The organism is Escherichia sp. E.sYA108, assembly GCF_011754335.1.
Classification (GTDB): Bacteria; Pseudomonadota; Gammaproteobacteria; order Enterobacterales; family Enterobacteriaceae; genus Escherichia; species Escherichia coli.
In genome coordinates, this window is record NZ_JAAQVZ010000001.1 from 668009 (window position 1) to 693786 (window position 25778).

The following is a 25778-nucleotide window of genomic DNA, read 5'->3' on the forward strand; positions in this document are numbered from 1 at the left end:
ATAAAAATATAAAGGCAGAAACTATTTTCCCTCTCCCCATCCAGGAAGAGGGAAAATGCCTGCTCATTTTTTATTATTCTGCTTAATCAACATTGCTGGCTGGTGTCGCCTCAATATGGCGCTCTTCAGCCGTTAATCCCTTTATATATTTACTGTATTTCCACCACGCAAAGCCGAGGAAGATAACAATACCGCCGACGTTATAAAAAATGATGGTCAGAATATTCGCGCCAGTCGGGAATGTCGAAGCGACAAACCCTACGGCAAATATCGCAATCAGCATTGAAACAACGATAATACCGGTGCGGCGGGAGCCCATACGGAAATCGCGTGGCAGGTGATCTAATTTGGCGCGTAAATTCAGGTAAGCCAGCATGATGAATAACGGCGGAAGCATGGACGCTGCGGCGGTCATATTAATAATGGTATTCATCAGATCCTGCACGGTATTGGAACCGAGCATCGGGATAATCATCAGCGGGATGACGATCAGGAACTGGATCCACGCTGCGCGCGCCGGAACGCCGTTTTCGTTCAGTTCGACGGTTTTCTTACCAAAGATGCCTTCCGGAATTTCGGAGAAGAAAATTTTCACCGGCGTTGCCGTCCACATCAGCAGGGAACCGAACATCGCGGTAAAGGACACCAGACCGACAAAGCGATTCATCAGTGCTTCCGGTAGACCAAAATACGCCGCCATGCCGTGGAATACCTGTACCGATCCGCCAGTAAATTTCAACTCTTTGCTGCTGACGAAGACGTTAATCAGCACCGAGGAGACGGAATACAGTACGCCGATAAAAATCCCGGCGAGGATGATCACTTTAACGAACGATTTCGAACCGCCTTTGACGTCGTTAACGTACACAGCGACGGACTCCGCGCCACCTGCGGCCATAAAGATCCAGGTGGTCACGCCGAGGAACGCCCAGTTGAAGTTCGGGATCATCGCGTCAACGGTGATCGGATCGGCAGGCTGTACGCCGCCAACCAGTGCCGTACCTGCCAGTAAAATGTAGGAGAGCGTTAACAGCAGCATCAGCGTTGAAGTGACGGAGGTGATTGGCCCCAGCATTTTCGCCCCGTTGGTGGAAACCCAGGTGGAGAAGGCGAACAGCACCATACTGATAATGGTGGTGGCAACCGGCGTCATAATATATTCGTAGCCGAGGAAGGCATACGAAGCATAAGCAATAACGCGCGGCAACAACGAGGTGAAAAAGAACAGGTTTACGAACCAGTAGGTATAGGCAGTAATAAATGCCCAACGTCCGCCCAGCGAACTTTTTACCCACGCGTAGACACCGGCTTCTGAGTTTTTATTTAACGAAACAAATTCTGCGATGATCAGACAGAAGGGAATAAAATAAAAAATTGTTGCGAGGAAAAACATCGGTGCCGAGGCCAGTCCAAGCTCAATATTATTATTGATAACGTTGTTAAAGCTGTAAACGGCGGCAAAAGTCAGCGAGAGCAAGCCGAATTTGCCGATTGTATTACGTTTGGTATCAGACATAACACATCTCCGAAAATGAGTAGGGTAGCGGTGGCGGCAAACTCCTTTTGCCGCCGTAGTTGTTATTTGTTATGGAAATAACCATCTTCGATGGTGACTTTGAGAACCACTTTTTTGACCGCGTTATTGCAGATAAACCGATACGCTTCATGGATATCGCAAATAACGATTTGCCCTTCGTGGACCTCTACGGTTTCTCCGCAGCCTTTTAAATATTCACGGTCAGTTTCATCACGATAATATTCCACTACCTGTAATGTCTCTTTCGGCGCATATTCAATTTTTTGCTGCCCTTGCAGGTAGTAATGCACTTCAAAATAGCGTCGATGCCCGGTAAATAGCGCATCGGTCGCGGAGTCTGTCTCCACGCGGTAAGTCAATGAGTCACCGATGGAGTGGGCGACGCCAGGCTGAATGTTGTCGATATTTTCAATCGCTTCAACGCATCGTTGCCACTTCTTGCCAGAGGCATAAATCTGGCGGAACTGTTCTAAGTTATCGATGATCCTCATTGCTTATTCTCGCTGTGCAAATTCGTGGAAAAGAACCCTGCGCCGAACTCATACGACGCCAGGCTTTGCGCGGTAGCTTCTCCGCCAGAAACCGGCAGCAACGTAAAGCCGTAGCTGAAGTCACGGAACCAGACGCGCCAGGAGTCCAGCACCTCGCTGCCCCAGGAGTTGGAGCCGAGGCCAAGCAGCTGGTGGTCGAGATTCAGAGTGATGTCATCACTGCGCTGCAGCTCGTTACAGTGCTGGGCAGCGTGGATGTTTTCCTGGGTATAGTGCCAGGCGCTGAAGTTAATTGGTCGCTGCGGAACCACCAGCAGACCGTTGCCGTGGCGGTTAGTCAGTGCCGTCCAGCGGACATGCTGACGGTTACCGTTGTTCTGCGGGAAGGGATAGTTCTCGAACATGGCATCGACGGTGCTGCGCCAGATATCGATGATGTTAGCCTGCTGGCTGTCGGCGTAGTTTTCGCCCGGTCCACGTCCGTAATACGCCACCTGGTCGTATTCGCCGTTAATTCCCATGGTGAAACCGATGCACGGAATGATGTGCGGATAGTCGCCATAACGTTCGCCGGAAAGCGCCACGTTAACCTGGCCATCGGCAGCGATGCGCCAGATGTAGGTGCAGCGCATCCCGAAGTCAAACACCGGTGGGGCAATAACCGTGCGGCTGACTAGCAACACTTCATCATCACTTTGCTCAACGACAAAATCGCGCAGATGCTCCTGCATGATCTGCAAATGATTTGGCTGCCACAGCCCTTCGTACTCCTGCTTATGGTTGTCGATCATCGGCTTGAAGAAGTTGATCTTTGGCTCGCGGGTCAGCAGCGACTCGCCATTCACTTGCCAGGATGTCGGTTTACCACTCGTTTTTGAGAAGGTGATCGCAAAGTTGTAGCCGCGAACAGTACAGCTCAAACGATCGTCTTCCAGCGTCAGCGGACGGGCGTTATTCGGTGCGAAAGGTACAGGCTGCGCGGTGTTTTCCTTCAGCGGGAACTGATAAGTGGCGATAGAATGCCCGGCTTCGCTGTAGCGGGTGCGGGAATCTTTGGTCACCGTAATGTTGAGGAACGCTTCGCGGGCGTCCAGCTGCGGCAGCGTGATCTGTAAGGGGGCTTCGCTGTTCGGCGCAACGTCGCGCAGTTTAATCTGTTGCGTCGCGAGCGTTTCACCTTCGGCGCGCACCTCTGCGTGCAGGGTGTAGTCATCTAGCGTGGTAAACCACAGTTTATTTTCGACTTTCAACTCGCCGCGAGTCAGATCCAGCGCGTGGATTTTTACCGGCGCAATAACCTGTTTGTACTCTTTCAGGCCTGGTCCCGGCGTCTGATCGGAATAGATCAAACCATCAAGACAGAAGTTATAGTTGTTGGGATAGTCGCCGTAGTCGCCGCCGAATTTGTACCAGACGTTGCCGTTGTCATCCTGCGCCTGGATCCCGTGGTCGCACCATTCCCAGACATAATGTCCCTGAATGCAATCGTGCTTATAGAAGACGTTCTGGTACTCCGTCAGCCCGCCCGGTCCGTTCCCCATCGCATGAGCATATTCACAGATGATGCGCGGCTTCGGATGCGGGTATTCACCAAACTCATTCATCAGCGGCACGCGGGTGTACATGGTGGAAATAATATCGACCACTTCAGCATCGCGATCTTCTTCGTAATGCACCAGTCGCGTGTCATCCAGCGCCTTCGCCGCATGGTACATCGCGCGGATGTTACAGCCATAGCCGGATTCATTGCCCAGCGACCAGATGATGATCGACGGATGGTTTTTCTGCGCGTGAATATGGCGAACAATGCGCTCGACGTAGACGTTTTCCCACTGCGGATCGTCGGTAATACGGCTGATATCGCCGACATTAGCAAAGCCGTGCGATTCGACGTCGGTTTCCGCCATCACAAACAGGCCGTAGATATCGCACAGTTCGTAAAAACGTGGATCGTTCGGGTAGTGAGCGGTACGCACGGAGTTGATGTTGTGCTGCTTCATCAACTGGAGATCTTTCTCGACGCGATCCATCCCAACGGCGCGGCCTTTGCGATGATCGTTGTCGTGGCGGTTGACGCCGTGCAGCATCACATAACGGTTATTGATCCAGAACAGACCGTCGCGCACTTTGATATCACGGAAGCCAACGCGTTGTGGCACCACTTCCAGAACGTTGCCGTCGGCGTCTTTCAGCGTCATGACCAGATGGTAAAGATAAGGGGATTCTGCTGACCATTGCTGCGGCTGTTCGACAGTAAAAGCAAAGCGGGCGCTGGTCAGTTTTTCAATTGCCAAATGATCAATGGCGCTGCTGTGCACCACGTGTTCGCCATCAAACAGGGTATATTCCAGCGTCGTGACGACAGGGGAGGCGGCGAGATTTTCCAGCACCACTTCGCAGGAAAGTGTGGCATCGCAATAGGCTTCGTCAAAGTCGGTGCGCACGGTGAAATCGTTAATGTGCGTGAGTTGTTTTCCGATCAGATAAACATCGCGGAAGATCCCCGCCGACCACCACATATCCTGGTCTTCCACGTAGGTAGAGTCCGCCCATTGCATCACGCGCACACACAACAGGTTGTCGCCGGTTTTAACCATCGCGCTGATGTCAAACTCTGCGGTCAGGCGACTGCCCTTGCTGAACCCCACATACTGACCGTTAACGTAGACTTCAAAATAGGTTTCGACGCCGTCAAATTTAATCAGCGTCTGTTTACCCTGCCAGCCGTCGCTGAGGGTGAAAATACGTTGATAGGCACCGGTTGGGTTATCGCTGGGGACAAACGGCACATCGATGGGGAACGGAAAACCTTCGTCGGTATATTGCAGTTTGCCGTGACCTTCCATTTGCCACATGGCGGGGACGGTAATATGCCCCCAGTCAGCCATTAACTCAGAGGTGAAGGCTTCTGGCACTTGCAGCGGATGGTCAAAAAAGTGGAAATTCCACTGACCGCTTAAGGGCAGAAACAGGCTGCTGGTTTCACGGGCAAAAGTACGAGCCTGCGCAACAGAATCATATGAAAAAAAGTACGCACGCGGCGCAAGTCGGTTTTCGTGGGTGAGCTGAATGTTTTCCCAGCGATTCATAGGGCCTCCCGGTAGAGAGAAATCGGAACCATTCATGGTGATGGTAGTTTGTGTAATTGCTGGGGAGTTTAGTAAAAATTTTACTAAAAAGTAGCGAGTAAATGCATTTACTTTAACTGGATCACGAAAATAAACGGCAGCACTGTCCGGCAAAAACGATTGCTGGACAGCGTGCAAGGGGATTTAACGGGTCGTGCCGCGCAGTTTTAATTTGCTGGGAACGAAGACCAACAGCGGCAGCGCGCGACCATCGCGGGCTTTTTCATACACCAGGTTAACGCCCTGACTTCCCATCATCTCGGAATGGATGCGCACGGTGGAGAGCGGCGGAAAGGTAAATCGCGCGGTGGGGATATCGTTAACGCTGATAAGCGAAATATCCTGTGGGATGTTCAGGCCACGTTCATGAATTGCCCGCAGTACGCCGATAGCAATGGAATCGGAAGCAACAAACAGTGCCTTCGGATAGTCTTCCTGCGCCAGCATCTGTTTTGCCAGTTCATAGCCCGACGAACTGGAAAAACCGCCGCGCCAGATATCCTCTTCGCGTACCACGTGTTTCAGACGACCATATTCCGCAAAGGCGACCTCACGAATATCCGCCTTGCCGGGTAAGTCTTCACCGCCAATAAAACCAATACGATTAACGCCCTGATTGATATAGAAATCGATGATTTCTTTACTGATACGTGCCAGATCGATATCCACCGCATCGTAACCGCTGCCGGGTTCGTGAAAGTCGATAAAACAGATATTGTCGGTCAACGCACAGGCGGCGGCGCGCAGGGCGGGCGTGGGTTTGCCGACAATTAAAATACCGGTGACGTTTTTAATGTCTGGTAAACCGTTGTGTTCATAACAGTTGGTCAGTTCGATCGCCAGCTTTTCGCACTGAGTTTCAATGCCGTGGCGGATCGCCAGATAGTAAGGATCGTTGATCTCCAGCTCCTGCTGGTAGCTGTAGATAGCCAGAATATGATGTTGGTTGACTGCACCTGTCTGGAGTTTACGGGCGCTACTGGTCTTGTACTCCAGCTTTTCGGCGATCTCCAGAATGCGATGTTTCGTCTCTTCTTTCACATTCAATGTTGGATCGTCATTTAAGACCCTGGATACTGTCGCCAGGGATACGCCAGCTTCGATTGCGATGTCTTTTAGTGTTGCCATGTTTACCTTTTTTACTTTCCCTGATGTGCGCCCCCATTGTAGAGGAAGTGCTTATCGGGTCACCTGTTTTCAGTAAATAAAGCGCGTTTCTTTGACGCTGTAACGGTAACACAGCGGCTCACGAATGTGATCACGCCTGCATTCTCCATTTTTAGCCTACAGGATTGAGAAAAACTTTTGCTATAGTTTAGTAAAATTTTACCCAAAGGGAGGAAACAATGGAAACCGTGGCTTACGCTGATTTTGCACGTCTGGAAATGCGCGTCGGAAAGATTGTGGAAGTGAAACGCCATGAAAACGCCGACAAGCTGTACATCGTACAGGTTGATGTGGGGGAAAAAACACTGCAAACCGTGACCAGCCTGGTGCCGTACTACAGCGAAGAAGAGCTGATGGGGAAAACGGTGGTGGTCTTATGCAATCTGCAAAAAGCGAAAATGCGCGGTGAAACGTCGGAATGCATGCTGCTGTGTGCGGAAACCGATGACGGCAGTGAAAGCGTGTTGTTAACGCCGGAGCGGATGATGCCTGCGGGCGTTCGTATCGTATAAAACAATCGGATGGCGACGTCGAATCGCCATCCGATTTGATATTACGCTTCTTCGACACTTACTCGCATGGCCGCCAGCGCCTTACGCGCCGCTTTGATCACCAGTTCACACTGTTCAATGGTCAGTGTCAGTGGCGGTTCAATGCGGATCGTTTTAGCGTTGTTGAGTGTTCCGGCCACCAGTACGCGCTGGCGGAACATCTCGCTGGCAAAGTTATAGCCGATTTCGTTATCAACAAACTCAATCGCCATCAACATCCCTTTACCACGCGCTTCCTGTACCAGATCGGGATATTCCCGCGCCAGTTGACGGAAACCGTCCAGCAACATATCGCCTTTTTGTTCAGCCTGAGCCGGTAAGTTCTGCTCCAGCAACACATTGATGGTCGCCAGCGCCGCCGCACAGGCCAGCGGGTTGCCGCCAAAGGTGGTGGTATGCAGGAACGGATTGTCGAACAGGACTGAGAACACCTCTTCAGTGGCGATAGTTGCGCCAATCGGCATCACGCCACCGCCGAGCGCTTTGGCAAGGCAGAGGATATCCGGCTGTACGTTCTCATGCTCGCAGGCGAACATCTTGCCCGTGCGCCCCATGCCCGTTTGTACTTCATCGAGGATCATCAGTGCGCCGAACTCATCGCACAGCTTACGCACGGCGGTGAGATAGCCTGGCGGCGGCAGAATTACGCCACCTTCGCCCTGAATCGGTTCGAGGATCACCGCAGCAACATCATCACCGGTTTTTTTGCACTCGTTAAGAGCCGTGAGCATGGCTTCGATATTGCCAAACGGTACATGACGAAACCCTGGCAGCAGTGGCATAAAAGGTTTGCGGAAGGTCGATTTCGCCGTGGCCGACAGCGCGCCAAGTGATTTACCGTGGAACGCGCCGCTGGTGGCAATAAAAGTAAACTTGCCGCGCGGTGACTGATAAGCCTTCGCCAGCTTCAGCGCCGCTTCAACGGATTCGGTGCCGCTATTACAGAAGAAGCTGTATTTCAGTTTACCGGGCGTTAGCGCCGCAAGGGTTTTCGCCAGCATCGCCCGTAACGGATCAAGCAGCTCCTGGCTGTGAAGCGGTTGTTTCGCAAGTTGATTCTGTACGGCGGAAACCACAACTGGATTACGGTGCCCCACGTTGAAAATTCCAAAACCTCCCAGGCAGTCGATAAACTCCTGTCCCTGGGTGTCGACAAGCGTATTTAAACCTCCCGCTTGCCACTCTACGGCTCCGTAATCCCCGCCGGCGGTAACAGATTTGCGATACTCTAAAAACCCCGGATTGACATGCTCTTTGAAGTATTCAATCACCTCCCGGTTAAGTGCTTTCATCTCCTCATGATCCAACGTTCGCTTTTCAATGAGATTCAGGGCGTGGGCGCTGCACGCTAAAGCTGATGCGCTCGAAGGTAACCTGTTCAAAATATGCTCCGGAGGCTCGCGTATCACATGATACCGATTTAAGTATTGCAGGGATTGCGCCACTCCGGCTGCGATCGCGAAAATCGGGATAAACACAAATGTGGTTATCATTTGCGCAATATTTAATGCTATTTGCTAACATTTGCTGTTATTTTGCACGGTTTTTGTCGGGTATGGATTTGATGATTGCTGCGCAAATGCACGCTTTCAGGGCAATAATTGCCTGATTTTTGGGCAAGGTAATTAACGTTTTCGTATAGTAACAGAGTGAAAGTATTTTAAATCAAGGAATTAGATTTGTGCTTTAGTCGCAAATTGCGATCTAAATCAAATTAATTGGTTAAAGATAACCGCAGCGGGGCCGACATAAACTCTGACAAGAAGTTAACAACCATATAACCTGCACAGGACGCGAACATGTCTTCTCATCCGTATGTCACCCAGCAAAATACCCCGCTGGCGGACGACACCACTCTGATGTCCACTACCGATCTGCAAAGCTATATCACTCATGCTAATGACACTTTTGTGCAGGTGAGCGGCTATACCTTGCAGGAGTTACAGGGGCAACCGCACAACATGGTGCGTCACCCGGATATGCCAAAAGCGGCGTTTGCGGATATGTGGTTCACCCTGAAAAAAGGGGAGCCCTGGAGCGGCATCGTGAAAAATCGCCGCAAAAATGGCGACCATTATTGGGTGCGGGCCAATGCGGTACCGATGGTGCGCGAGGGAAAAATCAGTGGCTATATGTCGATTCGTACCCGGGCGACGGATGAAGAGATCGCGGCGGTGGAGCCGCTGTACAAAGCGTTGAACGCCGGACGGACCAGTAAGCGTATTCATAAAGGCCTGGTGGTGCGTAAAGGTTGGTTGGGAAAACTGCCTTCATTACCGCTTCGCTGGCGGGCGCGTGGAGTGATGACCCTGATGTTTATCTTGCTGGCGGCCATGCTCTGGTTTGTTGCTGCCCCGGTGGTGACGTATATCCTCTGTGCATTAGTGGTATTGTTGGCAAGCGCTTGTTTTGAATGGCAGATTGTCCGCCCGATAGAAAATGTCGCCCGTCAGGCACTGAAGGTGGCGACCGGAGAGCGTAATAGTGTTGAGCATCTGAAGCGCAGCGATGAGCTGGGGCTGACATTACGTGCGGTAGGGCAGCTTGGCCTGATGTGCCGTTGGCTAATTAATGATGTCTCAAGCCAGGTGTCCAGTGTCAGAAACGGCAGTGAGACGCTGGCGAAAGGCACCGATGAACTGAACGAACATACCCAGCAGACAGTTGATAACGTTCAGCAAACGGTGGCGACCATGAACCAAATGGCGGCGTCGGTGAAACAGAACTCTGCCACGGCGTCGGCTGCCGATAAACTTTCTATCACCGCCAGTAATGCGGCAGTGCAGGGCGGGGAGGCGATGACTACGGTGATCAAGACAATGGACGATATTGCCGACAGTACCCAGCGCATTGGCACCATTACTTCGCTGATTAACGATATTGCGTTTCAGACCAATATTCTGGCCCTGAATGCGGCGGTGGAAGCGGCGCGTGCCGGCGAACAGGGCAAAGGTTTTGCAGTGGTGGCGGGGGAAGTGCGTCATTTAGCCAGCCGCAGCGCCAATGCTGCCAACGATATTCGCAAGCTGATTGATGCCAGTGCTGATAAGGTGCAATCTGGTTCGCAGCAGGTACACGCCGCCGGACGGACGATGGAAGATATTGTGGCGCAGGTAAAAAACGTCACCCAGTTGATAGCTCAGATTAGCCATTCAACGCTGGAACAGGCCGATGGGCTTTCCAGCCTGACCCGTGCAGTGGATGAGCTTAACCTGATCACCCAGAAAAACGCCGAGTTGGTGGAAGAGAGTGCGCAGGTGTCGGCGATGGTGAAACACCGCGCCAGCCGACTGGAAGACGCGGTGACGGTGCTGCATTAATCGGTATGCCGGATCCAGCGGTTGGAGCACAATGCCTGATGCGATGCTGGCGCATCTTATCAGGCCTACGGGGTGTGTAGCGGGTGTAGGCCGGATAAGGCGCGTCAAGCGTCGCATCCGGCAATTGCACCGCGCCACTGGCGGATGCGGCGATTAATCCAGTTGCGTAATATCAAAAGCGGCGCGGTCGATCACCGCAATGATCTTTTTTATTTGTGCATCAGTGATATCGCTCTGGTTGACGCGTAAATCCAGCACCGCTTTAAAATTATCCAGCGCCCGCTTCATTTGCGGGTTCTGGCGCAGCGCAGCGCCAACGCAACGCGCTTTGATGCGTTCTTCAATCATCTCTACCTGTTCGCGGTTTTCTTCCAGCCACTGCGCGCCTTGTTCGGTCAGCGCAATCTGCTTCTTACCACCTTCCTCTTCGCGAATGGTAATCAGCGACTGCTCCTGCAGAAAATCCAGCGTCGGGTAGATGACGCCCGGGCTTGGGGTGTAATTCCCCTGGGTCAGATTTTCAATCGCTTTAATCAACTCGTAACCGTGGCTGTCATCGCGCGAGAGAATATCCAGAATCACCAGACGCAATTCACCGTGACCAAAGAAACGTTGTCGACGACCGCCGCCGCGACCGTGGCGACCACCGCAGCATTGACCGTGTTCATGCTGGTGACCGTGTCCGCAGTGCTCGTGTTCTGACTTCTCACCTTTGCAGCAGCCCTCATGGCGTGGCTGGCCTTCATGTTTACAACACCCTTCGTGATGATGGCTCATATCAGCCTCCTTTTGCTTAATTAGATATATCTAATTTATATCTGATATAAGCATTACTGCAAGTACAAAAATGATTTTTAAACGCAGGTTTACTCAACATGTAGGCCGGATAAGGCGTTCACGCCGCATCCGGCATTGAGCAATGATGCTTGATAAGAGGTTGCGCGTCTTATCAGACTACAGATATATCAGTGCTACAAATCACTTGCATTTATCATGATTAACAATCATTATCATTTGTGGAATTTATTTAGATATATCTGATTACCATCATGAAGGCGATAACAATGAATAACTCCCCCCGCTACCCGCAGCGCGTTCGCAATGATCTGCGCTTCCGTGAACTGACTGTGCTACGCGTTGAGCGTATCAGCGCCGGTTTTCAGCGCATTGTCCTTGGCGGCGAGGCGCTGGACGGTTTTACATCGCGCGGCTTTGACGATCACAGCAAGCTCTTCTTTCCTCAACCAGGCACTCACTTTGTGCCGCCAACGGTAACGGAAGAGGGCATCGTCTGGCCGGAAGGACCACGCCCACCGTCGCGTGACTATACGCCGCTGTATGACGAACTACGCCATGAACTGGCGATCGATTTCTTTATTCACGACGGTGGGGTCGCCAGCGGCTGGGCGATGCAGGCGAAACCGGGCGATAAACTTACGGTGGCAGGTCCGCGCGGTTCGCTGGTGGTGCCAGAGGATTACGCGTATCAGCTGTATGTCTGCGATGAATCCGGAATGCCCGCACTGCGCCGCCGCCTGGAAACGTTGAGCAAACTTGCCGTTAAACCGCAAGTTAGTGCGCTGGTTAGCGTGCGGGATAACGCCTGTCAGGATTATCTCGCGCACCTTGATGGTTTTAATATCGAATGGCTGGCACATGATGAGCAGGCGGTAGATGCGCGTCTGGCGCAGATGCAAATCCCTGCCGATGATTACTTCATCTGGATAACCGGCGAAGGCAAAGTCGTTAAGAATTTAAGCCGTCGCTTTGAAGCGGAACAGTATGACCCACAGCGGGTACGCGCGGCGGCTTACTGGCACGCAAAGTAACTGATATATAAAAAGAAAAAGGCTGACGATTTCTCGTCAGCCTTTGCTATGTCTGGTGGCCCCTGCTGGACTTGAACCAGCGACCAAGCGATTATGAGTCGCCTGCTCTAACCACTGAGCTAAGGGGCCATGGTAGCGGATTATAAAGTAACTCCGTGTCGCAATCCAGCCATTACCGCGCGCCTGCTGTTTTTATAAACAATGTATTTTCAATCCGTTATACTTTTCCTGGTGATGTTAGAAAGGAGTAAATATGGTTGAGGATATTTTGGCTCCAGGGTTACGGGTCGTGTTTTGCGGTATCAACCCTGGTCTTTCATCCGCCGGAACGGGTTTTCCCTTTGCTCATCCGGCAAACCGCTTCTGGAAGGTGATATATCAGGCCGGGTTTACCGACCGTCAGTTGAAGCCGCAGGAGGCACAGCATCTGCTGGATTATCGTTGTGGCGTCACCAAACTGGTAGACCGTCCAACGGTGCAAGCCAATGAAGTGTCAAAGCAGGAACTGCACGCAGGCGGGCGTAAGCTAATTGAAAAAATAGAAGATTATCAGCCGCAGGCGTTGGCGATTCTGGGCAAACAAGCATATGAACAGGGATTCAGCCAGCGCGGTGCACAGTGGGGGAAACAAACTCTCACCATTGGTTCGACGCAGATTTGGGTGCTGCCAAATCCCAGCGGTTTAAGTCGCGTTTCACTGGAGAAACTGGTTGAAGCGTATCGCGAGCTGGACCAGGCGCTGGTGGTGCGTGGGCGATAAAAACGCCACCGAAAAGGTGGCGTTTGTGCGGAGGGACTAGTGCCGGGTGCGGCGTAACACCTGATCCGGCCTACCGATTAATCGTCCAGGAAGCTACGCAGCACTTCAGAACGGCTCGGGTGACGCAGTTTGCGCAGCGCCTTCGCTTCGATCTGACGGATACGTTCGCGGGTAACGTCGAACTGTTTACCCACTTCTTCCAGCGTGTGGTCGGTGTTCATATCGATACCGAAACGCATACGCAGAACTTTCGCTTCACGCGCGGTCAGGCCAGCCAGCACGTCGTGCGTTGCCGCACGCAGGCTTTCGGTGGTCGCAGAATCCAGCGGCAGCTCGAGGGTGGTATCCTCGATGAAATCCCCCAGATGCGAATCTTCATCATCACCGATCGGCGTTTCCATGGAGATTGGCTCTTTGGCGATCTTCAGCACTTTGCGGATCTTGTCTTCCGGCATCAGCATGCGTTCAGCCAGTTCTTCCGGCGTTGGTTCACGGCCCATCTCTTGCAGCATCTGGCGAGAAATACGGTTGAGCTTGTTGATAGTCTCAATCATATGCACCGGAATACGGATGGTGCGCGCCTGATCCGCGATAGAACGGGTGATCGCCTGACGGATCCACCAGGTTGCGTAGGTGGAGAACTTGTAACCACGGCGGTATTCGAATTTATCAACCGCTTTCATCAGACCGATGTTACCTTCCTGAATCAGGTCAAGGAACTGCAAGCCACGGTTGGTGTATTTCTTAGCGATAGAAATAACCAGACGCAAGTTCGCTTCAACCATCTCTTTCTTCGCACGGCGGGCTTTCGCTTCACCGATGGACATACGACGGTTGATATCTTTAACCTGCTCGATGGTCAGGCCGGTTTCTTCTTCAATCTGCTGCAGTTTCTGCAGGGCGCGATGCACTTCTTCAGAGACATCGTGCAGTTTTTCCGACCACGGCTTGTTCATCGCAATTGCCGCGTTGAACCAGGTATCGCTGGTTTCGTTGCCGGTAAACAGGGTAATGAAGTTTTTCTTCGGCATTTTGCACTGCTCAACGCAGAGCTTCATGATCAGACGTTCTTGCGTACGAACGCGGTCCATCATGACGCGCATGCTGTTGACCAGGTAGTCAAACTGCTTCGGCACCAGGCGGAACTGTTTGAATACTTCAGACAGTTTCAGGATCTCTTCCTGAGCGGCAGCGTGACTGCGGCCTTTCGCTTTGATGGTGTCACGCGTTACAATGTACTGAGCGCGCAGTTCCGCAAATTTTTCGCGAGCCAGTTCCGGGTCGATGCTGTTGTCATCATCGGCGGTATCGTCGTCACCATCTTCTTCGTCTTCATCTTCGTCATCGTCCAGATCTTCCTGGGAAAGCTCAGAACCGACGTGAGTGGCGGTAGGTGCCAAATCTTCTTCTGCGTTCGGGTCAACAAAGCCGGTGATCAGATCGGACAGACGCGCTTCTTCTGCTTCAACACGATCGTACTGTTCCAGCAGATAGGTGATCGCTTCCGGATATTCAGCAACGGAGCATTGAACCTGGTTGATCCCGTCTTCAATACGCTTAGCGATGTCAATTTCGCCTTCGCGGGTCAACAGTTCAACGGTGCCCATTTCACGCATGTACATGCGTACCGGGTCAGTCGTGCGCCCGATTTCAGATTCCACGCTGGAAAGCACCTGCGCGGCGGCTTCGGCAGCATCTTCGTCCGCGGTGTTTTCAGCCAGCATCAGATCATCGGCATCCGGTGCTTCTTCCATCACCTGAATGCCCATGTCGTTGATCATTTGGATGATGTCTTCGATCTGATCTGAATCGACGATATCTTCCGGCAGATGGTCATTGACCTCGGCATAGGTCAGATAGCCTTGCTCCTTACCACGGGTGACAAGAAGTTTCAGCTGTGACTGCGGGTTTTGCTCCATAAGACGGTATCCACACTTATTTCATGAGGTTGGTGTTGGGCGATTGACCCGATGTCCTTCAGCTGTTAACGCTGAAATCCAACGGTTGTTTACCGCCAACGATAATTACGAGGGCGTACTTATATATTTGCCGCTGCCTCTCAGTGCGGCTGTCGGGGGCTTCCCGATCGCTCTTCGGCACTTAAGCCGTTAAATCACTTTTTCGCCAGCTCCTGGTTTAATGTCCAGAGCTCCAGGCGTTCTTCGTTGCTTAAACCATGCGTGCGCTCACGAGCGATTAACTCTTCCTGGCGCAGTTCAAGCAGCGAATCAAACATATGGTTGAGTGAGTCGGTGAAGGTTTGCTCAGCAATATTCTTATCTGCTATATCGTCCCACATCGACAGTTTTTCAAGGGTGGCAGCATTATTTGTACCACGATAGTGCTCTAAAAGTTGCCCGGTGGTCAGACCTGGCTGGGAGAGACAAGTGTTGACCAGTTCTCTGAATAAGCCAAGTCCAGGGAGCTTATTTTCATCCAGATTCTCAAGCGGCGGGACCAACGTCGCTAATTCTGGATTTTGCACCAGCAACCCTATAAGTATACGCATGGTCGTGCGTTTTAGCTGCGGAACAGGGCGAGAAACGCCGCTCTCTGCCGCTTTTGGCATTAATCGTTCAAGCTGGCTGTCATCAAGTATGCCTAATTTGTTGCCTAATTCCTGACGTAGATATATTCGCAGCGTTTCGCCCGGCACTTGCGATATCAGTGGCAGTGCCAGCGTACTCAAACGTGCGCGCCCGTCAGGGGTACTCAGATCAACTTGCGGCATCAGACTGTTAAACAGAAATGCGGAGAGTGGCATCGCCTGCTCCATCCGCGCTTCAAACGCTTCTTTACCTTCTTTTCGTACCAGCGTGTCAGGGTCTTCGCCATCAGGCAAAAACATAAAGCGTAGCTGACGACCGTCTGTCATGTAAGGCAGCGCCGTTTCCAGCGCTCGCCAGGCGGCATCGCGGCCTGCACGGTCGCCGTCATAACAGCAAATGACATTGTTGGTCGCGCGGAACAACAGTTGTATGTGATCGGCGGTGGTTGACGTACCTAACGACGCAACGGCGTAATTAATGCCGTATTGCGCCAGCGCCACCACGTCCATATAGCCTTCGACCACAAGCAGACGATTGGGTTCAGCGTTATCCTGCTGCGCTTCATAAAGACCGTAAAGCTGGCGGCCTTTATGGAAAATGTCCGTTTCCGGCGAGTTCAGGTATTTGGGGGTATCGTTGCCCAGCACGCGTCCGCCAAAACCAATCACCCGACCGCGTTTATCACGAATGGGGAACATCACCCGCTCGCGGAAACGATCGTAACTGCGACCCTGATCGTTAGTGACCAACATGCCCGCATCAACCAATGACTGGCGATTTTCTGGATTGCCGCCAAACCGCTTCAGGACGTTGTCCCAGCCGGGGGGCGCAAAACCAATCGCAAAGCGGGCGATAACCTCGTGGCTTAATCCGCGTTTTTCCAGATACTGGCGCGCAGACGTGGCAACAGGTTGTTGTAAAGATTGTTGGTAAAACGTATTCAGACCGTCCATCAACTGATAAAGCGTTTGCCGCTGATGGCGTTCGATCTGGCTGGGGCCGCTGCCTGCTTCAAATGGCACTTCAAGATTGTGCATTGCTGCCAGCTCTTCGACCGTTTCGACGAACTCGAGCTTGTCGTAGTTCATCAGGAAGTCGATCGCGTTGCCATGCGCGCCACATCCAAAGCAGTGGTAAAACTGTTTCTCACCGTTAACGGTGAATGACGGGGTTTTCTCGTTGTGGAATGGACAACACGCGTGGAAATTCTTGCCCTGCTTTTTCAGCTTCACACGGGCATCGATCAGATCGACGATGTCAGTGCGTGCCAGCAGATCATTAATGAATACGCGTGGGATTCGTCCAGCCATAGGCCCCGATTTTTAGCAATTCATAAACGAAAATAAGCCGCGCATTCCTTTCGGAAGCACGGCCTTACAACTACAACTCGGTCTGATCGGAGAGCAACGCTCTCGGGGAATTAGTACAGACGAGTGCGGCGTGCGTTTTCGCGAGCCAGTTTCTTCGCGTGACGTTTCACTGCAGAAGCTTTAGCGCGCTTACGTTCGGTAGTCGGTTTTTCATAGAACTCACGACGACGAACTTCCGCCAGAACACCTGCTTTTTCGCAGGAACGCTTGAAGCGACGCAGAGCTACGTCGAACGGCTCGTTTTCACGTACTTTAATTACCGGCATGTGCCTCTCACCTTTGATTAATTCGGTTTGCCGCTGGCATCAACGCCAGCTTATTTCAAAATGGTGCGGAATTTTACTGCAATTGCTGCTGCTTTGTAAAGCACCGCGGCCTTTTTTGAAAGGGACTTTTATAAGGGTGAGGAGTATACACGAGGCTTTCTCCAGGGGCGAACAAAGTTTTACATCAACCCGCATTGGTCCTACACTGCGCGGTAATAAAGCGAGGTAAAACAAGTCATGCGTGTACTGGGTATTGAAACTTCCTGCGATGAAACCGGCATCGCCATTTACGACGATGAAAAAGGTTTGTTAGCCAACCAATTGTATAGTCAGGTGAAATTGCACGCTGACTACGGCGGCGTCGTGCCTGAACTGGCCTCCCGCGATCACGTGCGTAAAACCGTACCGTTGATCCAGGAGGCGCTAAAGGAGTCTGGTTTAACGGCAAAAGACATTGATGCTGTGGCCTATACCGCAGGCCCAGGATTAGTCGGCGCACTGCTGGTTGGCGCGACCGTGGGGCGTTCTCTGGCGTTTGCCTGGGACGTTCCGGCAATCCCGGTACATCATATGGAAGGACATCTGTTAGCGCCGATGCTGGAAGATAACCCACCGGAATTTCCGTTTGTCGCGCTGCTGGTTTCCGGCGGTCATACGCAGTTAATCAGCGTGACTGGCATTGGTCAGTACGAGCTGCTCGGAGAGTCTATCGATGATGCGGCTGGTGAAGCGTTTGATAAAACCGCGAAGCTGCTGGGGCTGGATTATCCTGGCGGGCCATTACTGTCGAAAATGGCGGCTCAGGGTACTGCCGGGCGCTTTGTCTTCCCGCGCCCGATGACCGACCGTCCGGGGCTGGATTTCAGCTTTTCTGGTCTGAAAACCTTCGCGGCAAATACCATACGTGACAACGGCACTGACGATCAGACGCGTGCCGATATCGCCCGCGCCTTTGAAGATGCAGTGGTCGATACGTTGATGATTAAGTGTAAGCGAGCACTGGATCAGACGGGCTTTAAGCGACTGGTCATGGCAGGCGGCGTGAGTGCTAACCGCACACTGCGGGCGAAGCTGGCTGAAATGATGAAAAAGCGTCGTGGCGAAGTGTTCTACGCGCGTCCGGAATTTTGCACTGATAACGGTGCGATGATCGCCTATGCCGGAATGGTGCGGTTTAAAGCAGGCGCGACGGCGGATCTCGGCGTTAGCGTGCGTCCGCGCTGGCCGCTGGCAGAGTTACCGGCCGCGTAAAACTATTAGGTGCCGGAGAGCAATTTCCGGCACCGTCCTCACTTAAAGCAACACCATGGGCATCCACAGTAAGCCGGTAATCACCAGCAACACGAGGAATATCAGCCCAAAAATTGCCCCCAGTCGCCAGTAATCCACCGTTGGCAGATAACCACTACCGTAGTAAATCGGACTGGGTCCGGTGGCGTATGGTGTAAGAATGCTCCCCAGACCAATTGCCGCACCAACCATCAGGCAGAACACCGGCAGCGGGATTTCCGGCATCGCCAGCGCGGCGGCAATCATCATCGGTGCGAGAGCGGAGGTATACGCTGTGGCGCTGGCAAAAAAGTAGCGCAGCAGATAAAAGACCACAATCAACGCCACCATCACTATCGTTGGCGAATAACCGCTTAAGCTGCCTGCTAACAGTTTGCCAAACCAGCTAATAAAACCGGTGTTGTTGAGTCCGGTAGCGAGGGTGATAAGCGAGGCCAGCCAGAAGAAAACGTTCCACGCCGCTTTATTACTGACAATGTCGTCCCAGCAGATAATGCGCAGAAGCAGCATCAGCGCCACCACGCTGTAACCGACCATCGCGGCATCGATATAATCACCGCCAAAAATCCACAGCACCAGTGCGCCTACCATCAGCCCCAGCATCCGTTTTTCACGCGAACAGAGCGGGCCCATTGCCTGCAGTTCCGTCTCTGCCCAGCGCGGCACCTGATCGCCAGACTTCAGTATCGGCGGGTACAGCACGTAAGCCAGCCAGGGAACCAGCAGAACCAGTAAAATACTGAGCGGCAACATCCCGAGGAACCAGTCGCCCCAGCTCAGCGTGGCGTTAGATGCGCTTTTCATCAGTCCAATTAACAGCAAATTTGGAGCCATCGCCGTCAGGAAAATGGCGCTGGTCACGCAATCGGCAACAATCCCCATCCACATGATGTACGAGCCAATGCTGCGCGAACTGCTGTCGTTTGGTTGTGATTGATAGAGCGGTGGCAGGTTACGGATGATGGGATAGATAATCCCCGCACCACGCGCCGAGTTGGACGGTGTTACAGGCGCGAGTATCAGCTCGGAGAACATCACTGCATAGCCGAGAAACAGCGTGCGATGCCCCATTTTTTTCACCAGAATCAGAGCGATGCGACGTCCAAGCCCGGTTTTTTCATAGCCCGTACCAAACATAAAGGCGGCGAAAATAAGCCAGATAACTGAATTAGAAAAACCAGAAACCGCCCAGGAGAGGGATTTGGCGGTGAACTTAAAACCTGGCTGGGCGAGCTGCTCCGGGCTAAACAGCAGCCACGGCGAAAGAATGGCGATGATGGATATACCCACCATCGCCACCACGGCACCCGGCACGGGTTCGAGGATCAGTCCAACGATCACGCCAGTAAAAACGGCAAAGTAGAGCCAGGTATGACTCTCCAGCCCTGCGGGAAGCGGAAGTAGAGCAATAATGGCGATGACCGCCAGCGGCGCAAGGTATCGCCACCATTCAGTGGAAGGTTTCATCGTGTTATGCCTGAGAAAAAGGAGAGGGGCGAGCCTCTCTGGGAGGGTTATTTGATGTAGTGGACGTGCTCGCAGATCTCTTCTACGATGGGATCGCGGCGTTCGGCGAACAGCTTTTTGTTTTCGGCTATCAGGTTGTTGCCGTGGGTATCTATAGAGACAATCAGCGGGCCAAACTCTTTGACCCGGCAGACCCACAGCGACTCTGGCATCCCGAGTTCTGTCCAGTGTACCTCTTCAATCTCTTCCACTTGAGTTGCCGCCAGTACCGCACAGCCAGCCGGGAAAATCACATGCAGCGCCTTGAATTTCTGGCAGCCTTCTTCGGTCAGCGGCCCCATTCCGCCTTTGCCGACCACCAGTTTCACGCCGGTCTGCTCGATAAATTCACGTTCAAAACTTTCCATACGCATACTGGTTGTCGGGCCGACGGACACCATCTCCCATTTGTCGCCGTTTTTGCGCACGATGGGGCCAGCGTGGAAAATCGCTTTGCCGTTGAGATCGTAAGGGATCGGACGTTTCAGTTCGATCAATCGGCGGTGACAAACGTCACGGCAGGTCACCAGCGTACCGGTCAGGTAGATCACATCGCCGACGCGAATATCTTGCAGATCTTCAGCTTTGATCGGGGTTGTCAGGATCTTTTTCATAACGCGCTCCGGGTATGAGACAGATTTTCAAAGGTGAGATCGGCATGAACTCGCAGTGTGCCGCGACGATGCGCCCAGCAGCCGGTAGAAACAGCAACGCCGATGGTTGACGGATGGCGAGCGGCAGATTCGATATGCACGCCCATCACTGAACTGTTGCCAGTCAGCCCTTGTGGACCAATCCCCAGACGGTTGAGTCCTTCTTCCAGGCGTAGCTCCAGCTCTGCCGCTTTTGGATTGGGATGGCGGCTGCCAATCGGGCGCAAAATGGCTTTACGCGAGAGCACTGCGGCGGTTTCCACCGAGGTAGCGATGCCAACGCCCACAAGTACCGGCGGACAGGCGTTTACGGCGAGGGTGGAGATATTTTCGAAGACGAATTTCACTACGCCTTCGTAGCCTTCTGACGGCATTAACACTTTCGATCGGCCAGGTAGCGTGCAGCCGCCGCCTGCCATGTAAACTTCGATTTCCGCATCGTCACCGTCGGGGACGATATCCCAGGTGACCCACGGTACGCCACTGCCGGTATTTTTGCCGGTGTTTACTTCGTCAAAAATTTCTACCGCATTGTGACGCAGTGGCGCTTTGACGGTTGCCTCTTCCACGGCTTGTTTGAGTATGCTTTGCAGCTCGCCAAGCAGTGGGAAACGGGAACCGACCTTAACAAAAAACATGATTTCGCCGGTGTCCTGACAGGCAGGACGATTCAGGTCGATCGCTTTTTGCATGTTATCGAACATCGTGTGGTAGATGATTTTTCCCATCGACGATGTTTCGGCATCCTTTAGCTGTTTTAGTTTATCCACCACGTCATCAGGCATTCGGGTAGAAATCATGGCGGTAAAGTTAGCGACAATCTCCGTCAACTTATTCACTGCCTGTTGCTTATTACTTTCGCTCATCATGGCAACTCCAGTTTATGTATTTGTCTGGAAAAATTCACCGCCACAAACTACCACTAAAAATGTGGTTTTATATTTTTTGCCACCGTGAATATGTAATTAACAGTTCGTGAATCAACGCGAAAATAAGAACGAATATTGCGCCAGAGCAGGGAATGGTAATGTTTTGCGAAATACACTGCGTTTATCAAAACTGCGGATATTTAACAATGCTAAATAGCTGGCCTTTAGCCAAAGACTTGCAGGTACTGGTGGAAATCGTCCATAGCGGGAGTTTTAGTGCTGCAGCGGCGACGCTTGGGCAAACGCCTGCATTTGTCACCAAGCGGATCCAAATCCTTGAAAATACGCTGGCAACAACTCTGCTGAACCGCTCCGCTCGCGGCGTGGCGCTGACTGAAAGTGGCCAGCGTTGTTACGAACATGCGCTGGAAATCCTCACCCAATATCAGCGACTGGTCGATGACGTCACGCAAATCAAAACGCGCCCGGAGGGGATGATCCGCATTGGTTGCAGTTTTGGTTTTGGGCGCAGCCATATTGCGCCAGCTATTACCGAACTGATGCGCAATTATCCTGAGTTACAGGTGCATTTTGAATTGTTCGATCGACAAATTGATTTAGTGCAGGATAATATTGATCTGGATATTCGTATTAATGACGCAATTCCTGATTATTATATTGCGCATCTTTTGACAAAAAATAAAAGAATATTATGCGCAGCACCTGAGTATCTGCAAAAATATCCGCAGCCACAATCCTTACAGGAATTAAGTCGTCATGACTGCCTGGTGACCAAAGAGCGCGATATGACCCACGGAATATGGGAGTTGGGGAACGGTCAGGAGAAAAAATCGGTGAAGGTAAGCGGACATCTTTCCTCCAATAGCGGCGAGATTGTGCTGCAATGGGCGCTGGAGGGCAAAGGGATTATGCTGCGTTCCGAGTGGGATGTGTTGCCGTTTCTGGAGAGTGGCAAACTGGTGCGAGTATTGCCGGAGTATGCACAAAGCGCCAATATCTGGGCTGTTTACCGGGAGCCGCTCTATCGCAGCATGAAATTACGTGTCTGTGTGGAATTTCTGGCGGCATGGTGCCAGCAACGGCTGGGCAAGCCCGACGAAGGCTATCAGGTCATGTAGATCCACCAGAAATCACTCGGGATCCTTTTCGCGCTTTCTTTTGAATTTCGTCCAGATTTTTGTCTCCTGACGACGCCACAGACGCTGGATGTTGTCATGATGACGCAGCAGGATCAGGCAAGAGAGCATCGAAACCGGGAAGGTGAATTGTGGCTTAAACCACCAGACATAAAACGGAGCAATCAGTGCACTGACAATCGCTCCCAGCGACGAGTAACCACTCAATAGCACGGTCAGTAACCAGGTTCCCGCCATTACTCCAGTGAGATCCCAGCCAATTGGTGCGATGGCACCAAAAGCGGTAGCAACGCCTTTTCCTCCTTTAAAACCGAAGAAAACGGGCCAGATGTGTCCAAGACAGGCGGCGATGGCAATTAAGCCTAGCCAGAAGGGGCTGACACCTAATTCATACGCGCCCCAGACGGGCAACATTCCTTTCAGAACGTCGAAAATCAGTACTGCTACGGCTGCTCCCTTGCCACCGATACGTAACACATTGGTTGCGCCTGGATTGCCGGAGCCGCTGGTTCGCGGATCGGGCAACCCACACAAGCGGCAAACCAGAATGGCACTGGAAATGGAGCCGCAGAGGTACGCGATGAGGATCATTCCAGGCGCGATTGCACTCATAAGCTGTTCCGTTTTGAAAATTCGTGTTCAACGATGAATCTGTGGATAATACGCACATTTCGCCGGAAGTGGTATCCGGTTAGCCAAAAAGCAGGCAGGACGTGATGGATATTGTATTTATAGAGCAACTTTCGGTAATCACCACTATTGGTGTTTACGACTGGGAACAGACCATCGAACAGAAGTTAGTGTTCGATATCGAAATGGCGTGGGATAACCGTAAAGCGGCGAAAAGTGATGATGTGGCGGATTGCCTCAGTTACGCTGACATTGCAGAAACGGTGGTCAGCCACGTCGAGGGGGCGCGTTTTGCGCTGGTGGAACGCGTGGCTGAAGAGGTGGCGGAGCTGCTGTTAGCACGCTTCAACTCGCCGTGGGTGCGTATCAAACTCAGCAAGCCAGGCGCAGTGGCGCGGGCGGCGAATGTTGGCGTAATCATTGAGCGTGGCAATAATCTGAAAGAAAATAATTAATTTTACAGCTGTTAAACCAAACGATTATAACCTGGTCATACTGCAGTAGTTCGGACAAGCGTTACATTTTTATAATTTAGGGGTTTATTGATGAGCGATATGCACTCGCTGCTGATAGCGGCAATATTGGGTGTGGTCGAAGGATTGACAGAATTTCTGCCGGTATCCAGCACGGGCCATATGATTATTGTCGGTCACTTGTTGGGGTTTGAGGGCGACACGGCGAAAACCTTTGAAGTCGTGATCCAGTTAGGATCAATTCTGGCGGTAGTAGTGATGTTCTGGCGGCGTCTGTTTGGCCTGATTGGCATCCACTTTGGTCGCCCGTTGCAGCACGAAGGAGAAAGCAAAGGTCGTTTAACGCTGATCCACATCTTGCTGGGGATGATTCCGGCGGTGGTACTGGGGCTGTTGTTCCACGACACGATTAAATCATTGTTTAACCCGATAAATGTCATGTATGCACTGGTCGTTGGCGGTCTGTTGCTGATTGCCGCCGAATGCCTGAAGCCGAAAGAGCCGCGTGCGCCGGGTCTTGATGATATGACCTATCGTCAGGCGTTTATGATTGGCTGTTTCCAGTGTCTGGCGCTGTGGCCGGGTTTCTCCCGTTCCGGGGCGACCATTTCAGGTGGGATGCTGATGGGGGTGAGCCGTTACGCTGCTTCCGAGTTCTCGTTCCTGCTGGCGGTGCCGATGATGATGGGCGCAACGGCGCTCGATCTCTACAAAAGCTGGGGCTTCCTGACTACCGGCGATATCCCGATGTTTGCCGTTGGGTTTATCACCGCTTTTGTGGTGGCGCTGATAGCGATTAAAACCTTCCTGCAATTGATTAAGCGCATTTCGTTTATCCCGTTCGCCATTTATCGCTTTATTGTGGCGGCTGCGGTGTACGTTGTGTTCTTTTGATTGAGATATAGTGTCGGATATGACGCTTGTGCGTCTTATCCGACCTAAGGGATTTCTGCAATATACTGAATTTAAAAAGTTAATCAGGCTTTGGGCAACGTTGTTCCTTCCAGCTGGCTACCGCCGCAATCCGCCGTCGGGTCAGCTCCTCACGAATCTCCACACCTTTAAATCCTGCTTCAACGACAGCTTTTGTCGGCACTGACTGCGCCACTTCCCAGGCTTCGCGCAACCAGCGGCCTTGCGGGTAGTCCGCTGATTCAAAACCGGTTCTGCCGCGCACGTCAGCCTCGCTGGTCAGCGCCAGTTGCTCGACACGCTGTGGTTTACGCCAGGCGTCAATGGAATCAAACAATTTAACAATGGTTTTCGGGTTCAGCATTGGAAAGGTGTGGATGAGATCGTGAAACTCAGCCACCAGTCTGGCTAAATCGAGAATTTCATTTGGCACGCGCAGACGCTGGCATAGTTGTTCCACTAACTTCACACCCGCCGGGCCATGACCATGATGACGTGGCCAAAGTTCTGGCGGCGTCAGTCCTTTACCGAGATCGTGGCATAACGTTGCGAAACGGACATCGACCTGCGGACTCAGCATCGCCGCCATTGAGAGCGTCATTAAGGTATGAATACCCGTGTCGATTTCCGGATGCCACCTGGCAGGGGCCGGAACGCCAAACAGGGCGTCAATTTCCGGGAATAAAACGCGCAGTGCGCCGCAATCGCGCAGTACCTGGAAGAACACCTGGGGATTGCGGGTGGTGAGGGCGTTTTCCGTCTCTTTCCATACCCGTTCAGGCGTCAGGTGTTCCAGTTCACCCGCATGGGTCATCTCGCGCATCAGCGCCAGAGTTTCATCGGCAATACGGAAACTGAGGTGGGCATAACGCGCAGCAAAACGCGCTACGCGCAACACGCGTAACGGATCTTCGCCAAAAGCGGGGGAAACATGGCGCAACAGACGATTTTGCAGATCGCCCAGACCGTTGTACGGGTCGATAATCTCGCCGTTATCGTCCTGGGCCAGCGCATTAATGGTCAGATCGCGACGCTTAAGATCATCTTCCAGCGTGACATCCGGTGCGGCATAGCAGGTAAAACCGGTGTAACCGGAACCGGATTTCCGTTCGGTACGTGCCAGCGCATACTCTTCATGCGTTTGCGGATGCAGAAACACAGGAAAATCGCGGCCTACCTGCTGGTAGCCCGCGTCGAGCATCTCCTGTGGCGTACTGCCGACCACCACCCAATCTCTGTCTTTGACCGGTAGCCCTAACAATGCATCCCGAACAGCACCACCGACCAGATAAATCTTCACGCCATCATCCCTTCGTCAAA

At 52.4% G+C, this 25778-nt stretch carries 22 protein-coding genes and 1 tRNA gene; 8 read left to right on the plus strand and 15 right to left on the minus strand.

Annotated elements, in window-relative coordinates:
- Positions 1 to 82: 82 nt before the first annotated feature.
- The 4 genes from HBM92_RS03250 to ebgR all read right to left on the minus strand — a co-directional run bounded on the left by HBM92_RS03250 (position 83) and on the right by ebgR (position 6284).
- The gene (locus HBM92_RS03250) at positions 83 to 1516 is read right to left on the minus strand and encodes an amino acid permease (protein WP_001285446.1); all 1434 of its coding nucleotides are present in this window, start codon (positions 1514 to 1516) and stop codon (positions 83 to 85) included.
- Positions 1517 to 1578: 62 nt separating this feature from the next.
- Positions 1579 to 2028 carry a beta-galactosidase subunit beta gene (locus HBM92_RS03255; RefSeq protein WP_001219954.1) on the minus strand — a complete coding sequence of 150 codons (450 nt, stop codon included), beginning with the start codon at positions 2026 to 2028 and terminating at the stop codon, positions 1579 to 1581.
- On the minus strand, positions 2025 to 5117 hold the full coding sequence (gene ebgA / locus HBM92_RS03260; RefSeq protein ID WP_001082836.1) for a beta-galactosidase subunit alpha: 3093 nt from the start codon (positions 5115 to 5117) through the stop codon (positions 2025 to 2027). The genes HBM92_RS03255 and ebgA overlap by 4 nt, the downstream gene beginning before the upstream one ends.
- Before the next feature lie 183 nt (positions 5118 to 5300).
- Positions 5301 to 6284: a transcriptional regulator EbgR gene (gene ebgR, locus HBM92_RS03265; RefSeq protein ID WP_000212436.1), complete on the minus strand. Its 984-nt coding sequence runs from the start codon at positions 6282 to 6284 to the stop codon at positions 5301 to 5303.
- A 218-nt stretch (positions 6285 to 6502) separates the two neighbouring features.
- Between ebgR and HBM92_RS03270 the strand changes: the two genes are divergently transcribed.
- Positions 6503 to 6835 carry a tRNA-binding protein gene (locus tag HBM92_RS03270; RefSeq protein ID WP_000450588.1) on the plus strand — a complete coding sequence of 111 codons (333 nt, stop codon included), beginning with the start codon at positions 6503 to 6505 and terminating at the stop codon, positions 6833 to 6835.
- 41 nt (positions 6836 to 6876) lie between these two features.
- Here the strand turns inward: HBM92_RS03270 and ygjG are convergent, their stop codons facing one another.
- Positions 6877 to 8256, minus strand: coding sequence for a putrescine aminotransferase (gene ygjG, locus HBM92_RS03275; protein ID WP_032140966.1), 1380 nt, complete (start codon positions 8254 to 8256; stop codon positions 6877 to 6879).
- Positions 8257 to 8673: 417 nt separating this feature from the next.
- Between ygjG and aer the strand changes: the two genes are divergently transcribed.
- Positions 8674 to 10194, plus strand: a complete 1521-nt coding sequence (gene aer, locus HBM92_RS03280) for an aerotaxis sensor receptor Aer (protein ID WP_000094725.1) — start codon at positions 8674 to 8676, stop codon at positions 10192 to 10194.
- Positions 10195 to 10347: 153 nt separating this feature from the next.
- On the opposite strand, the gene nfeR is transcribed toward aer, so the two are convergent.
- On the minus strand, positions 10348 to 10971 hold the full coding sequence (gene nfeR, locus HBM92_RS03285) for a DNA-binding transcriptional regulator NfeR (protein WP_000018005.1): 624 nt from the start codon (positions 10969 to 10971) through the stop codon (positions 10348 to 10350).
- A 287-nt stretch (positions 10972 to 11258) separates the two neighbouring features.
- On the opposite strand from nfeR, the gene nfeF reads away from it, so the two are divergent.
- Complete coding sequence (nfeF, locus tag HBM92_RS03290; RefSeq protein WP_001443216.1) at positions 11259 to 12023, plus strand: NADPH-dependent ferric chelate reductase NfeF; 765 nt, start codon at positions 11259 to 11261, stop codon at positions 12021 to 12023.
- Between the two features lie 53 nt (positions 12024 to 12076).
- Here nfeF and HBM92_RS03295 read toward each other — a convergent pair.
- A tRNA-Ile gene (locus tag HBM92_RS03295) sits at positions 12077 to 12152 on the minus strand.
- A gap of 124 nt (positions 12153 to 12276) precedes the next feature.
- On the opposite strand from HBM92_RS03295, the gene mug reads away from it, so the two are divergent.
- The gene (gene mug, locus HBM92_RS03300) at positions 12277 to 12783 is read left to right on the plus strand and encodes a G/U mismatch-specific DNA glycosylase (RefSeq protein ID WP_000228937.1); all 507 of its coding nucleotides are present in this window, start codon (positions 12277 to 12279) and stop codon (positions 12781 to 12783) included.
- A 77-nt stretch (positions 12784 to 12860) separates the two neighbouring features.
- On the opposite strand, the gene rpoD is transcribed toward mug, so the two are convergent.
- The 3 genes from rpoD to rpsU form a co-directional block, all read right to left on the minus strand.
- Complete coding sequence (gene rpoD, locus HBM92_RS03305) at positions 12861 to 14702, minus strand: RNA polymerase sigma factor RpoD (RefSeq protein ID WP_000437380.1); 1842 nt, start codon at positions 14700 to 14702, stop codon at positions 12861 to 12863.
- Positions 14703 to 14896: 194 nt separating this feature from the next.
- On the minus strand, positions 14897 to 16642 hold the full coding sequence (gene dnaG, locus HBM92_RS03310) for a DNA primase (RefSeq protein WP_000918851.1): 1746 nt from the start codon (positions 16640 to 16642) through the stop codon (positions 14897 to 14899).
- Between the two features lie 110 nt (positions 16643 to 16752).
- Positions 16753 to 16968 (minus strand): 30S ribosomal protein S21, encoded by a 216-nt coding sequence (gene rpsU / locus HBM92_RS03315; protein WP_001144069.1) that lies wholly within the window; start codon positions 16966 to 16968, stop codon positions 16753 to 16755.
- Between the two features lie 237 nt (positions 16969 to 17205).
- On the opposite strand from rpsU, the gene tsaD reads away from it, so the two are divergent.
- Positions 17206 to 18219, plus strand: a complete 1014-nt coding sequence (tsaD, locus tag HBM92_RS03320) for a tRNA (adenosine(37)-N6)-threonylcarbamoyltransferase complex transferase subunit TsaD (protein WP_001264377.1) — start codon at positions 17206 to 17208, stop codon at positions 18217 to 18219.
- Positions 18220 to 18261: 42 nt separating this feature from the next.
- Here the strand turns inward: tsaD and ttdT are convergent, their stop codons facing one another.
- The 3 genes from ttdT to ttdA are packed head-to-tail and all read right to left on the minus strand — an operon-like array spanning position 18262 to position 21286.
- Positions 18262 to 19725 carry an L-tartrate/succinate antiporter gene (gene ttdT, locus HBM92_RS03325; RefSeq protein ID WP_000804955.1) on the minus strand — a complete coding sequence of 488 codons (1464 nt, stop codon included), beginning with the start codon at positions 19723 to 19725 and terminating at the stop codon, positions 18262 to 18264.
- A gap of 47 nt (positions 19726 to 19772) precedes the next feature.
- Positions 19773 to 20378, minus strand: a complete 606-nt coding sequence (gene ttdB, locus HBM92_RS03330) for a L(+)-tartrate dehydratase subunit beta (RefSeq protein WP_000722957.1) — start codon at positions 20376 to 20378, stop codon at positions 19773 to 19775.
- Complete coding sequence (gene ttdA, locus HBM92_RS03335) at positions 20375 to 21286, minus strand: L(+)-tartrate dehydratase subunit alpha (RefSeq protein ID WP_000986807.1); 912 nt, start codon at positions 21284 to 21286, stop codon at positions 20375 to 20377. Before ttdA ends, ttdB begins: the two co-directional genes overlap by 4 nt.
- Before the next feature lie 206 nt (positions 21287 to 21492).
- On the opposite strand from ttdA, the gene ttdR reads away from it, so the two are divergent.
- On the plus strand, positions 21493 to 22425 hold the full coding sequence (gene ttdR / locus HBM92_RS03340; protein WP_000935202.1) for an L-tartrate utilization transcriptional activator TtdR: 933 nt from the start codon (positions 21493 to 21495) through the stop codon (positions 22423 to 22425).
- Between the two features lie 12 nt (positions 22426 to 22437).
- Here the strand turns inward: ttdR and plsY are convergent, their stop codons facing one another.
- Entirely contained in the window at positions 22438 to 23055 is a 618-nt protein-coding gene (gene plsY, locus HBM92_RS03345; protein ID WP_001272796.1) for a glycerol-3-phosphate 1-O-acyltransferase PlsY, read from the minus strand.
- Between the two features lie 104 nt (positions 23056 to 23159).
- Between plsY and folB the strand changes: the two genes are divergently transcribed.
- On the plus strand, positions 23160 to 23528 hold the full coding sequence (gene folB / locus HBM92_RS03350; RefSeq protein WP_001295541.1) for a bifunctional dihydroneopterin aldolase/7,8-dihydroneopterin epimerase: 369 nt from the start codon (positions 23160 to 23162) through the stop codon (positions 23526 to 23528).
- A gap of 90 nt (positions 23529 to 23618) precedes the next feature.
- Complete coding sequence (gene bacA / locus HBM92_RS03355) at positions 23619 to 24440, plus strand: undecaprenyl-diphosphate phosphatase (protein WP_001305111.1); 822 nt, start codon at positions 23619 to 23621, stop codon at positions 24438 to 24440.
- A gap of 79 nt (positions 24441 to 24519) precedes the next feature.
- Here bacA and cca read toward each other — a convergent pair whose 3' ends face one another.
- Positions 24520 to 25758: a fused tRNA nucleotidyltransferase/2',3'-cyclic phosphodiesterase/2' nucleotidase/phosphatase Cca gene (gene cca, locus HBM92_RS03360; RefSeq protein ID WP_000708507.1), complete on the minus strand. Its 1239-nt coding sequence runs from the start codon at positions 25756 to 25758 to the stop codon at positions 24520 to 24522.
- Positions 25759 to 25778: the final 20 nt, after the last annotated feature.

What these genes read in the sequence shown, in the direction of transcription:
- tsaD (WP_001264377.1), top strand. Translation starts at nt 17,206, where the DNA reads ATGCGTGTACTGGGTATTGAAACTTCCTGCGATGAAACCGGCATCGCC.
- mug (WP_000228937.1), top strand. Translation starts at nt 12,277, where the DNA reads ATGGTTGAGGATATTTTGGCTCCAGGGTTACGGGTCGTGTTTTGCGGT.
- aer (WP_000094725.1), top strand. Translation starts at nt 8,674, where the DNA reads ATGTCTTCTCATCCGTATGTCACCCAGCAAAATACCCCGCTGGCGGAC.
- HBM92_RS03255 (WP_001219954.1), bottom strand. Translation starts at nt 2,028, where the DNA reads ATGAGGATCATCGATAACTTAGAACAGTTCCGCCAGATTTATGCCTCT.
- bacA (WP_001305111.1), top strand. Translation starts at nt 23,619, where the DNA reads ATGAGCGATATGCACTCGCTGCTGATAGCGGCAATATTGGGTGTGGTC.
- nfeF (WP_001443216.1), top strand. Translation starts at nt 11,259, where the DNA reads ATGAATAACTCCCCCCGCTACCCGCAGCGCGTTCGCAATGATCTGCGC.
- plsY (WP_001272796.1), bottom strand. Translation starts at nt 23,055, where the DNA reads ATGAGTGCAATCGCGCCTGGAATGATCCTCATCGCGTACCTCTGCGGC.
- rpsU (WP_001144069.1), bottom strand. Translation starts at nt 16,968, where the DNA reads ATGCCGGTAATTAAAGTACGTGAAAACGAGCCGTTCGACGTAGCTCTG.
- dnaG (WP_000918851.1), bottom strand. Translation starts at nt 16,642, where the DNA reads ATGGCTGGACGAATCCCACGCGTATTCATTAATGATCTGCTGGCACGC.
- HBM92_RS03270 (WP_000450588.1), top strand. Translation starts at nt 6,503, where the DNA reads ATGGAAACCGTGGCTTACGCTGATTTTGCACGTCTGGAAATGCGCGTC.
- ttdT (WP_000804955.1), bottom strand. Translation starts at nt 19,725, where the DNA reads ATGAAACCTTCCACTGAATGGTGGCGATACCTTGCGCCGCTGGCGGTC.
- nfeR (WP_000018005.1), bottom strand. Translation starts at nt 10,971, where the DNA reads ATGAGCCATCATCACGAAGGGTGTTGTAAACATGAAGGCCAGCCACGC.
- rpoD (WP_000437380.1), bottom strand. Translation starts at nt 14,702, where the DNA reads ATGGAGCAAAACCCGCAGTCACAGCTGAAACTTCTTGTCACCCGTGGT.
- ttdB (WP_000722957.1), bottom strand. Translation starts at nt 20,378, where the DNA reads ATGAAAAAGATCCTGACAACCCCGATCAAAGCTGAAGATCTGCAAGAT.
- ttdR (WP_000935202.1), top strand. Translation starts at nt 21,493, where the DNA reads ATGCTAAATAGCTGGCCTTTAGCCAAAGACTTGCAGGTACTGGTGGAA.
- ebgR (WP_000212436.1), bottom strand. Translation starts at nt 6,284, where the DNA reads ATGGCAACACTAAAAGACATCGCAATCGAAGCTGGCGTATCCCTGGCG.
- folB (WP_001295541.1), top strand. Translation starts at nt 23,160, where the DNA reads ATGGATATTGTATTTATAGAGCAACTTTCGGTAATCACCACTATTGGT.
- ebgA (WP_001082836.1), bottom strand. Translation starts at nt 5,117, where the DNA reads ATGAATCGCTGGGAAAACATTCAGCTCACCCACGAAAACCGACTTGCG.
- HBM92_RS03250 (WP_001285446.1), bottom strand. Translation starts at nt 1,516, where the DNA reads ATGTCTGATACCAAACGTAATACAATCGGCAAATTCGGCTTGCTCTCG.
- ttdA (WP_000986807.1), bottom strand. Translation starts at nt 21,286, where the DNA reads ATGATGAGCGAAAGTAATAAGCAACAGGCAGTGAATAAGTTGACGGAG.